At 70.2% G+C, this 9952-nt stretch carries 9 protein-coding genes; 8 read left to right on the top strand and 1 reads right to left on the bottom strand.

From position 1 onward, the window contains the following. The 6 genes from ACWDRB_RS57215 to ACWDRB_RS57190 all read left to right on the top strand — a co-directional run. On the top strand, positions 1–332 hold a 332-nt coding region (locus tag ACWDRB_RS57215), incomplete at its 5' end, for a MerR family DNA-binding protein (RefSeq protein WP_449909593.1). 119 nt (positions 333–451) lie between these two features. Next, positions 452–934 carry a nuclear transport factor 2 family protein gene (locus ACWDRB_RS57210; RefSeq protein WP_449909591.1) on the top strand — a complete coding sequence of 161 codons (483 nt, stop codon included), beginning with the start codon at positions 452–454 and terminating at the stop codon, positions 932–934. Positions 935–1025: 91 nt separating this feature from the next. Further along, positions 1026–2078, top strand: a complete 1053-nt coding sequence (locus ACWDRB_RS57205; protein ID WP_449909589.1) for a LacI family DNA-binding transcriptional regulator — start codon at positions 1026–1028, stop codon at positions 2076–2078. Positions 2079–2181: 103 nt separating this feature from the next. Further along, positions 2182–3216, top strand: coding sequence for a Gfo/Idh/MocA family protein (locus ACWDRB_RS57200; protein ID WP_449909586.1), 1035 nt, complete (start codon positions 2182–2184; stop codon positions 3214–3216). A gap of 31 nt (positions 3217–3247) precedes the next feature. Then, on the top strand, positions 3248–3718 hold the full coding sequence (locus ACWDRB_RS57195) for a heme-degrading domain-containing protein (RefSeq protein ID WP_364250426.1): 471 nt from the start codon (positions 3248–3250) through the stop codon (positions 3716–3718). After that, positions 3715–4650 carry a TolB family protein gene (locus ACWDRB_RS57190; protein ID WP_449909582.1) on the top strand — a complete coding sequence of 312 codons (936 nt, stop codon included), beginning with the start codon at positions 3715–3717 and terminating at the stop codon, positions 4648–4650. Before ACWDRB_RS57195 ends, ACWDRB_RS57190 begins: the two co-directional genes overlap by 4 nt. Positions 4651–4660: 10 nt before the next feature. On the opposite strand, the gene ACWDRB_RS57185 is transcribed toward ACWDRB_RS57190, so the two are convergent. Then, a complete protein-coding gene (locus ACWDRB_RS57185; RefSeq protein ID WP_449909579.1) occupies positions 4661–6145 on the bottom strand; it encodes an alpha/beta fold hydrolase in 1485 nt (494 codons plus the stop codon). Positions 6146–6739: 594 nt separating this feature from the next. Between ACWDRB_RS57185 and ACWDRB_RS57180 the strand changes: the two genes are divergently transcribed. Beyond that, complete coding sequence (locus ACWDRB_RS57180) at positions 6740–8671, top strand: S9 family peptidase (RefSeq protein ID WP_449909577.1); 1932 nt, start codon at positions 6740–6742, stop codon at positions 8669–8671. After that, positions 8635–9948: a serine hydrolase domain-containing protein gene (locus ACWDRB_RS57175; protein WP_449909574.1), complete on the top strand. Its 1314-nt coding sequence runs from the start codon at positions 8635–8637 to the stop codon at positions 9946–9948. Before ACWDRB_RS57180 ends, ACWDRB_RS57175 begins: the two co-directional genes overlap by 37 nt. The last annotated feature ends 4 nt before the right edge of the window (positions 9949–9952 follow it).

The raw sequence follows: 9952 nt of genomic DNA, 5'->3' as shown, positions 1-9952 counted from the left end.
TCGAGGTGGCCCGCGACGGCCACGGTCATCGCGTCTACGACGGCGCCGCGGTGCGGCGGCTGGTGTTCCTGACCCGGATGCGGCTGTCCGGCATGCCGATGCGCGACCTGCAGGACTACATCTCGCTCGTCGACGCCGGGGAGCACACGGTGCCCGAGCGGCTCGACCTGCTCATCGAGCATCGCGACACCATCCGCCGCCGGATCCGTGAGCTGACCCTCTCCCTCACGGCCGTCGAGTACAAGATCGCCACGTACGGCGGCGAGACCGGGCCGGACGTGCAGACCCCTGCCATCGACCGGACGGCGCGACGGGCACTACCGGCTGGGTGAGGGAGGACGCCTGCCCCGTTCGCCGGTTGAGTGATGCGGGCGAATACGGCGGCGCCCGCGAAGGCCGCGCTCGCAGGAGTGCGAATGACACGCCTCGGTGCGCGTTCTAGAGTCGGATCATGCGGGCAGCCTTCACTCCTGACGTCATTGATCACGATGCGGCGGCCGCGTTCGTCGAGAGGTTCACGGACGGCTGGCGGACGCCCGATCTGCGCAAGCACGAGGCTCTGTGGAGTGATCAGATCGTCCTCGTTCAGCCGCTGATGGGCACGCTGCGGGGACGTGACGAGTGCCGCGTCGCGTTCGCCCGGCTCTTCGAACTCGTCCCGGACATTCACGCGACCGTTCACCGCTGGAGCGCCACCGACGACGCGATCTTCATTGAGTTCACTCTCAGCGGGACGTTCGGCGGCCGCGAACTGGCCTGGACGGCGGTCGATCGCTTCGTCCTTGTGGACGGGCTGATCGCCGAGCGGATCTCGTACTTCGACTCGGCTCCGCTCGCCCTGGCGATGGCCGGGCGGCCGCGCGGCTGGCGACGGTTGCTGGGCACCCGCTTCATCCCCCGCTTCCAGCGCTATGTCCAGGACCCCAACGCCTGAAACGAGGACTTCCTCCCCGGGGATTCGCGGCCGGGGGAGGCATGCCTGCGCTGAGCCGAGCCGCCGCGCCGGCACGTGCGAGACTGGGGCCATGGCGACCGGGGTGGGTGGCGCGCAGAAACGTCGAGCGGGCAGGGGCGCGGGCCGGCTCCCGACGATGAAGGATGTCGCGGACCATCTGGGGGTGTCGCGTCAGCTGGTCTCGCTCGTGATGAGGGGCGTTCCCGGGCCGAGCGAAGAGTCGAGAGAACGGATCCTGGCCGCGGCCGATGAGCTTGGCTACCGGCCGAATGCGTCAGCGCGGCTGCTGCGCCAGAACCGTACGCGTCTGATCGGCGCGCTTTTCTGGATGCGCAATCCGTTCCAGGTGCGCGTTATCGAGCGCTTGTTCGTTCGTGCCGCGGAACGGGGGTTCGGGCTGGTGCTGGGGCCGACGACGTCGGATCGGCCGACCGACGTGGTGGTCGCGGAGCTGATGGAGGAGCGGGTCGAGGCGCTGGTCGCGTTCAATCCGGATCCGGCGTCGCGTGCCCTCGCGGATGCGCGCGAGCTCGTGCCTGTGGTGTGGCTCGGGGAATGGGTGGACGAGCTCGACGTCGACAACGTCCATGTCGATGAGATCGAGGGGCTTCGTCTGGCGGTCGAGCACCTCGTGGAGCTCGGGCATCGCGACATCGTCTATGTCGGCGGACGAGGTGGAGCTGTGGGCCGTCTTCGTGCCGAGGCGTACCGGAGCGCGATGGCCGCGGTTGGACTCGCGGAGCGCGCCGAGGTGCTCGAGAGCGACTTCTCCGAGGAAGGCGGTGCCAGTGCCGCGCGGCATGTCCTGGTACGACGTCACCGGCCTACGGCTGTGGTGTGTTGCGGTGACCAGTGTGCGGCGGGTGTGCTGGCGGTGCTCGCGCGGGCGAACGTCAACGTGCCAGGCGAGATCTCGGTAGTCGGGTTTGATGACAGCTATGTGGCATCGCTGTCGTATCACCAGCTGACGTCCGTTCATCAGGATGTCGAGGCGACGGTCGAGGCGACCTTGTTGTCGGTGCTGGATCGGCTGGAGGGTCATGACGGGCCGCGCCGGGTGAGCGCGACGCCGACGAGGCTGGTGGTTCGGGAGTCGACGGGCAGAGCCCGGACCGGCCCGTAAACGCGTACGGAGCCCTCGGCATCCCAGTTTTTAGCTCGTGCTAAGGTGAAGGCCATCTTTGCGTTAGCTCGTGCTAAATGAGTCGTTGAATGGGAGCGTGCGCATGCTGCCTTCCCACCTGCCCGACCCGGACCTCTACCTTCCCGGCAGCGGTGAGCCGTCGCTGCGGTGGGGCATCGTCGGGCCGGGTTGGATCGCGGGCGAGTTCGCGAAGGCTCTGCGCGCTCACACGGCGCAGCGGCCGGTGGCGGTGTCGTCGCGCTCGGTCGAGCGGGCGCAGGCGTTCGCGACCGAGCACGGAATCGAGTACGTACTGGGTTCCACCGAGCAGCTCGTTCGCCACCCGGAGGTGGATGTCGTCTACGTGGCGACCCCGCAGAGCGCGCATCTCGCGGTGGGGTTGGCGGCGATCGCGGCGGGCAAACACGTACTCATCGAGAAGCCGATCACCGTCACCGCGGCGGAGGCACGCACCCTCGCGGAGGCCGCGCGGGCTGCCGGCGTGCTGGTGATGGAGGCGATGTGGAGCCGCTACCTGCCGCAGACCTCGGTGATCCGCAAGCTCCTCGCCGACGGAGTGTTCGGGGACGTGCGGGCGGTACTGGCCGACCACGGGCAGGCGATCACCGCGGATCCGCAGCACCGGCTCAACCGTCCCGAGCTGGGTGGCGGGGCGTTGCTGGACCTGGGCGTCTATCCGGTGCAGTTCTCCTCGATGGTCCTCGGTGCCCCCACGCGGGTTGTCGCGGTCGGCGGGATGACGGATACCGGGGTGGACGCGTACTCGACGCTCGTGCTCACCCACGAGCAGGGTGCGCTGTCGACGCTGTACTCGTCCATCCAGGCGCGCACTCCGATGACCGGAGCGATCGCCGGGACCGAGGCGACGCTCAGCATCGACGGCCCCTTCTTCACGCCGACCTCGTTCACCCTGTCCGGTGCCGGCCACTTCTCGCCGACGCTGCGGTGGAGCGACCCGACCGGGTTGCGCGGCTTCGACGGGCTCTCTTGGGAGGCGACCGCCCTGGCCCGATTCGTCGGCGAGGGCTGCACCGAGTCGCCCGTGCACACGCTGGAGGAGACCGTCTCGATCATCGCCACCATCGACCAGGCCCGAGCCCAGCTCGTAGGGTCGTGAAGCCATCCGCGACCCGAGGGAGAGCCCGCCCATGACGGATCTGATCACCGCGCTGGAGCAGCAGGAACAGGAGCTGGTTTTCGACGCGTTCGACCACGCCGACGCCTGGCGGCTGGGCTCCCGCATCACCGCGATCGCGCAGGAAGCCGGGCACAAGGTCGGCATCGACATCCGCCGGCCCGGTCTGATCCTGTTCCGCGCCGCACTGCCGGGCATCACCCCTGACCAGGACGTGTGGATCGCCCGCAAGGCCGCGGTGGTGCTGCGCATGGAGAGCAGCAGCGCCCTGGTCGACGCTCGCCTGTCCGCTGCCGGTGTGGACCCGGCAGCGGTCGGATGGCTGGGTGCGGACTACGCGGTCACCGGCGGATCGTTCCCCATCCGTGTCCGCGGGGTCGGTGTCGTCGCCGCCGCGACCGCGTCCGGCCTGTCATCGATGGAGGACCATGACCTCATCGTCGCCGGGATCCGGGCTCACCTCGCGGAGGAGGCCGGAAAGTGAGTGACGAGAAGATCCCCCAGCGGGTGCTGCGGCCTGGTCAGTCCGCGCGCATCCGCGTCTGGGAGCGCGCGACCCGCACCGTGCGTACCGTGTTCGAGTCCCGCGACCGGCTCTACGAGGCGCCGAACTGGACGGCGGACGGGCAGCTGCTCGTCAACGGTGACGGCAGGCTCTGGCTCCTGCCCGCCGACGGCCCCGCTGACGGTTCCGCCCCGCCACGTCAGATCCATGTGACAGGCCTGCCCGACGTCAACAACGACCACGTGCTCGCCCCCGATGGCGTCACGGTGTTCGCCTCCGCGAACGACTGGCACATCTGGGAGGCCCCTCTCGCCGGTGGACAGGCTCGCCGAGTGACCGTCGAGGACGGGGGGATGCACTTCCTGCACGGCGTCAGCCCCGACGGGCGGCGCCTCGGCTACGTGCGCCTGGAACCGGAAGGGGACAACTGGTGGGCGTCGGCCACCATCCACACCGTCGGGCTGGACGGGCAGGACGACGTCGCGGTCACCACCGACCCGGGCCCGGCGGACGGGTGCGAGTGGACGCCCGAGGGCGAGTGGATCGTGTTCAACACCGAACAGTTCTCCACCGCCCCAGGGCACGCGCAGCTGGCCCGGGTGCGGCCGGACGGGAGCGGGCTGGAGCAGCTCACCTTCGACGAGCGGGTGAACTGGTTCCCGCACGTCGCACCCACCGGCGATGTCGCCGTGTACCTCAGCTACCCGCCCGGCACGACCGGGCACCCCGCCGACCTCCCCGTCGAGCTGCGGCTCGTGTCGGTCGACGCCTGGCAGGAGCCGGAGACGCTGGTGGCGCTGCACGGTGGGCAGGGCACGATCAACGTCCCCAGCTGGGCGCCCGACGGGTCGGCGTTCGCGTTCGTGGACTACCCCACAGGCTCCCGGAACGACCTGGAGAACCCGGCCTGAAGATCCGGCTCTAGCCTTGGGGCTCTTCCGCCGGGCAGCGGGTGCCCCGCGCGGGCACGGTCAGCGAGATCAGGTAGTCGTCCATGGCGGCCGTGCTGCACTGGGTCATGCCGTAGACGCCGTGGCCCCAGCCCTCGTACGTGAGCAGCGTGGCCTTGGAGCCGAGCTGCCGGGCCACGTTGGCCGACCATTCGTACGGTGTGTCGGGGTCGTGCATGGAGGTGCCCACCAGCAGCGGAGCGCTACCCGTGTACCGCAGCCGGTGCTGCGGGTTGTTGACCGGGTGGCCCTGGCAGATCGGCATGTCGCCCATCGGCATCGGGTTGTACCGCAGGTCCGGGGCCACCGCGTTGGAGCTGCGCATCACGTCGGCGTACTCGTTGTAGTTCCGGAGCGACAGGTTGAAGTCCTCGCAGAGGATCGCGGTGGGGAGTTCGGCGAACTCACCGCCCACGGGCCCGTTGCCGGGAGGGCCCGGCATGTCATCCGGCACCGGCCCGCCGTCCAGGGCGAGGAGCACCTTGGCCTCCTGCCGCCAGGCGGGCGCCTCGTTGAGCACCACGCCCAGCCAGAGGAGGTTGTGAGCGCTCACCGGGCGGTCGGTGACGCCCGGCCAGTACAGCTCGCCGCGGTCCGCCTTCTCGAGCAGTCCCTTCCACAGCGCCCGGACGTCGCGCCCGTGCAGGACGCAGTCTGTGCTCCGGTCACACCAGGCGACGAACTCGCCGAAGCTGTCCTGGACGGTGGCCGCCTCGGTCACCTGGAACGCCTTGACGTTCAGGCTGTGGTCCATGTTGCTGTCCAGCACCATGGCCCGGATCCGGTTCGGGAAGAGCTCGGCGTACATCTGCTGGGCGAGCGTGCCGTAGGAGACGCCGTACGAGGTCAGCTTCTCCTCGCCGAGCGCGGCGCGAATGGCGTCCATGTCACGCGCCACGTTGGCCGAGTCGATGTGGTCGTACAGAGGGCCGGTGAGCTTGCGGCAGTCCGCGCGCAGCTTCTTGTTGAAGGCGACCCACTTGTCGTAGTCGGCCTGGCTGGTCATGACCGGGTACGGCATCTCGTTGTACACCGAAGCCGAGCAGGTCACCGAGCCACTGCGGGCAACGCCCCGGGGGTCGTAGCCGACGATGTCGAACCGCCGCTGGACGTCCTCGCTGAAGCCGGAGGGGCGAAGGATGTCGTTCACGCCGGAGTTGCCGGGTCCGCCCGGGTTGGTCAGCAGGGACCCGATTCTCGCGGAGGGGTCGGCGGCCTTGCGCCGGGCGAGGGTCAGGTTGACTGTGGGTCCGTTCGGGTCGGACCAGTCGATCGGTACGGCCAGCAGGCCGCACTCGACGGTGGGCTCCTCCTCGCAGGGCCCCCAGGTGATGCCGCGCTTGCCGATGGCATCCGTGACGTCCTCTCCGGTCACCGTCGCGTTGGCCATCGGAGCGGTTAACAACGTCGCGAACACCACGAGGGCGGTGGCCAGCAGGGAAGTTCTTCTTGGCACAGTTCTCCTATCGTTGATCGGCCGGCTCGGTGACCGCGGCGGTGGCACGGCCCTCGGCGAGCGCCTGGGCAGCGGCGAGCCGCCCGGTCGGGCCGTTGGCTCCAAAGATCATGAGCCTACTTTCTTCAGACTTGCGCCGCTACATCCATTTTTATGCATCTAATATTCATTAGGAGCTGCGTAAAGTCGTAGGGCGGTGCCAGTCGCTGATGAGGCGCTGGAAGTCGGCGGCGGCCTGCCACAGTGCGCCTCTTAGGTGAGCTCACGGATGGCTTGCTCGCCCCGTGCGCGGAGGAAGGTCTCGTCGAGCGGCTCGGGCGGGGCGTCGGCTCCCATCTGGCGTTGCCGCTGTCGGAGGACCCTACGAGACCGCTGTTCCGTTCTGCTTCCGCTCCGGTTCCGTGCCGATGGGCAAGGGAGAAGGCCAGGTGCGTTGCTGCCGGCGCCGCGGCGGTGGCAACAGTGGCAGGAAGCCGACGGGGCGCCTGATTCCGCTGCGGGACGGTCCGGGCGTTGGGCTCCCGCACAAGCCAGGCAGCGTCGTTCGTCGGGAGCGCCGAAGATGCCCGGACGGCGGAGGCTTACGGTTCGTTCATGCCGCATCTCGCGCTCGACGACCTGTACCGCCTCGCCATCCCTTCCGATCCCCAGGTGCGTCCCGACGGGGGAGCGGTGGCGTACACGCTGACGACCGCCGTCCGGGACTCCGACGAGAACCGCTCCGAGATCTGGCTGGCCGCTCCCGGCGCCGAGCCCCGGCGCCTCGCCGCGGGCAGTGCCGCGCGGTGGTCGCCGGACGGCCGGACGCTGGCGTTCCTGCGGCCGGTGGACGGCAGGCCGCAGATCCACCTGATGCCGATGGACGGCGGCGAGCCCGCACCGGTGACCTCCGCGAAGCTCGGCGCCGGCGCGCCCGTCTGGTCTCCGGACGGCTCCCGCATCGCGTTCGCCGCACCCGTCGGAACGGGCGAGGACGGCGGGATGCCCGACCTGAACGCCCCTGTCGTGACCGGCCGGCTCGACCACAAAGCCGACGGCGCCAGGCTGCTGCGCGGCCTGACCAGGCACCTGTTCGTCACGGACCTGGCCGGCGGCGAGACCGTCCAGGTCACCCAGGGCGACTTCCACGCGGGCGAGCCGTCGTGGTCGCCCGACGGCCTGCGCCTGGCGTTCGCCGCCGCCATGGACGCCGACCGCGACCTGGAGGCGGGCGGGGCCGCGTACGCCGTCGAGGCGGCCAAGGGTGGTGTGCCGGAGCGACTGACGGATCCCGGCCTCATCTGCGGCGGCGTCTGGTGGCTCGGCGACCGGCTGGTCGCCGCGGGGCTGAAAGGCGCCGTGGTGGGGCACGAACGGCTGTTCGCGCTCGGCCCCGGCGGGTGGGCCGAGGTGGAGACGGCCCTCGATCGGAATGTCATGACCGGCGCCCCCGGCTACCCCGGCGGCACCCCGGCGCTGCTCGGCGAGGACCTGCTGTTCTGTGCGCGCGATGGTGGCTCGACGCACCTCTACCGTGTCTCCGACGGGGCGCCCGGCGAGCGGCTGGTGCCCGGTGAGGTCAACATCTCGGGGATCAGCACGGCGGCGGGGGCGGTCGCGTACGTGGCGGCGACGCAGCACAGCGCGGGAGACGTCTATCTGATGACCCCAAGCCCGAAAAAGGTAACTTCAGGCGAAATGTCGGATATATCTGGCGCGCCAGCGCCGGATATATCCCGGCTCACCGACTACGGCCTCGACGACGTCGAGTTGTTCACCGCCCGCCGCCGCACGTTCACCGCCCCCGACGGCACCCAGGTCGAGGGCTTCGTCCTGCGCGACGAGACCGCGCGGACGCCCGGCCCCCTGCTGCTCGACGTGCACGGTGGCCCGCACAACGCCTGGTCGCCCGTCTTCGACGGCTTCCACCTCTACCACCAGCTCCTCGCCGCCCGCGGCTGGACCGTCCTCACCGTCAACCCGCGCGCCAGCGACGGGTACGGCGAGGACTTCTACACCGCCTCCCTCGGCGCCTGGGGGGTGAGCGACGCCCAGGACCTGCTCGCCCCCATCGACGCCCTGGTCGCCGACGGCGTCGCCGACCCTGACCGGCTGGCCGTCACCGGTTACAGCTACGGCGGCTACATGAGCTGCTGGCTGTCGGCCACCACCGGCAGGTTCAAGGCCGCGATCCCGGGCGGCTGCGTGAGCGACCTGACGAGCCTGAGCGGCACCTCCGACCTCGGCCACCTGATGAAGGTGCACGAGTACGCCGGTGACCTGGCCGCCCAGTCGCCGATCACGCACGTCGCGGACGTCACCGCCCCGACGCTCATCCTGCACGGCCAGGACGACGACCGCTGTCCCGTCGGCCAGGCCGAGCAGTGGTTCACCGCGCTGCGCGAGCGCCGGGTGCCCGTCGAGCTGGTGCGCTATCCCGGCGCGAGCCATCTGTTCATCCTGAGCGGGCGCCCCTCGCACAGGTACGACTACAACGAAAGGATCATCGCGTGGCTGGAGCAATGGGTCAGCGGCTCGCCGAGCTGATCGCCGAGTACGAGGTTCCCGGCTCGGCGCTGGCGTACTGGCACCAGGGCGTGCTGCACGAGTTCGCGGCCGGCACGCTGAACGTCGACACCGGCGTCGAGGCGACCACCGACGCGCTCTACCAGATCGGCTCGGTCACCAAGGTGTGGACCGCGACTCTGATCATGCAGCAGGTCGAACAGGGCCGGCTCACGCTGGACACGCCGGTCGTCGAGGTACTGCCCGAGTTCAGGGTGGCTGACCCCGAGGTCACCAAGAACGTGACGATCAGGCACCTGCTCTCCCACACCAGCGGCATCGACGGCGACCAGTTCATCGACACGGGCCGCGGCGACGACTGCGTGGAGAAGTACGTGGAGGCCTGCGCGACCCTGGCACAGAACCACCCGCTCGGCGTCACCCAGTCCTACTGCAACTCCGGGTTCGTCATCGCGGGCCGGGTGCTGGAGCAACTGACCGGCAAGCGCTGGGACGACGTCCTGCGCGAGGGCATCTGCGAGCCGCTCGGCCTCACCCACACCTGGACGCTGCCGGAGGACGTGCTGCGCTTCCGCGCCGCGATGGGCCACGAGGACGGCAAGACGGCCCCGGTGTGGGGCCTCATGCGGTCGATGGGCCCGGCCGGGCTGATCTGCGCCCGCCCGGCCGACGTGGTCGCCTTCGGCCGCGCCCACCTGGAGGGCGGCCTGCTGGAGAACCCGGCCGCCATGTGGGAGCCGCAGGTCGACATCCCCAACCCGTACACGCTGGGCAGGCAGTGGGGCATCGGCTGGATCATCGACGAGTGGAGCGGGCACAAGGTCATCTCCCACGGCGGCAACACCATCGGCCAGCACGCCATGCTGTGGGCCGTGCCCGGCACCGGGACCGTCGTCTGCGTGACCGCCAACGGGGGCCGCAGCGGCGAGTTCACCCGAGCCGTCGCCACCGAGTTGCTCGCCGAGCTCGACGGCCTGACCGTGCCGCCCACGCCGTCCCTGCCGGAGACACCGGCCGGCGTGGACGTCGCGCCGTACGCGGGCGTCTACGAGCGGGCCGGCGCCCGGATCACCGTGAGCGTGCTCGACGACGGCAAGGCCCGCCTGCGCCTGGAGGCCACCGGCGAGCTGGCCGCCCTGCAGGAGCCCGAGGAGTCCGACTTCGTCCCGGTCGATGAGAACCTGTTCCTTTTCCAGGCGCCGGGCACCCGCGACTGGATGGCGGCCGTGTTCTTCGAGCTGGCCGATGGCACTCTGTACATGCACATGGGCGCTCGCGCCACTCCCAAGGTCGGCTGAGGAG

The sequence above is a fragment of the Nonomuraea sp. NPDC003707 genome (genome assembly GCF_053587055.1).
Note: the sequence above shows the minus strand (reverse complement) of the source record. Positions and strands in the feature narration are given on the sequence as shown.

What these genes read in the sequence shown, in the direction of transcription:
- ACWDRB_RS57210 (WP_449909591.1), top strand. Translation starts at nt 452, where the DNA reads ATGCGGGCAGCCTTCACTCCTGACGTCATTGATCACGATGCGGCGGCC.
- ACWDRB_RS57195 (WP_364250426.1), top strand. Translation starts at nt 3,248, where the DNA reads ATGACGGATCTGATCACCGCGCTGGAGCAGCAGGAACAGGAGCTGGTT.
- ACWDRB_RS57200 (WP_449909586.1), top strand. Translation starts at nt 2,182, where the DNA reads ATGCTGCCTTCCCACCTGCCCGACCCGGACCTCTACCTTCCCGGCAGC.
- ACWDRB_RS57180 (WP_449909577.1), top strand. Translation starts at nt 6,740, where the DNA reads ATGCCGCATCTCGCGCTCGACGACCTGTACCGCCTCGCCATCCCTTCC.
- ACWDRB_RS57205 (WP_449909589.1), top strand. Translation starts at nt 1,026, where the DNA reads ATGGCGACCGGGGTGGGTGGCGCGCAGAAACGTCGAGCGGGCAGGGGC.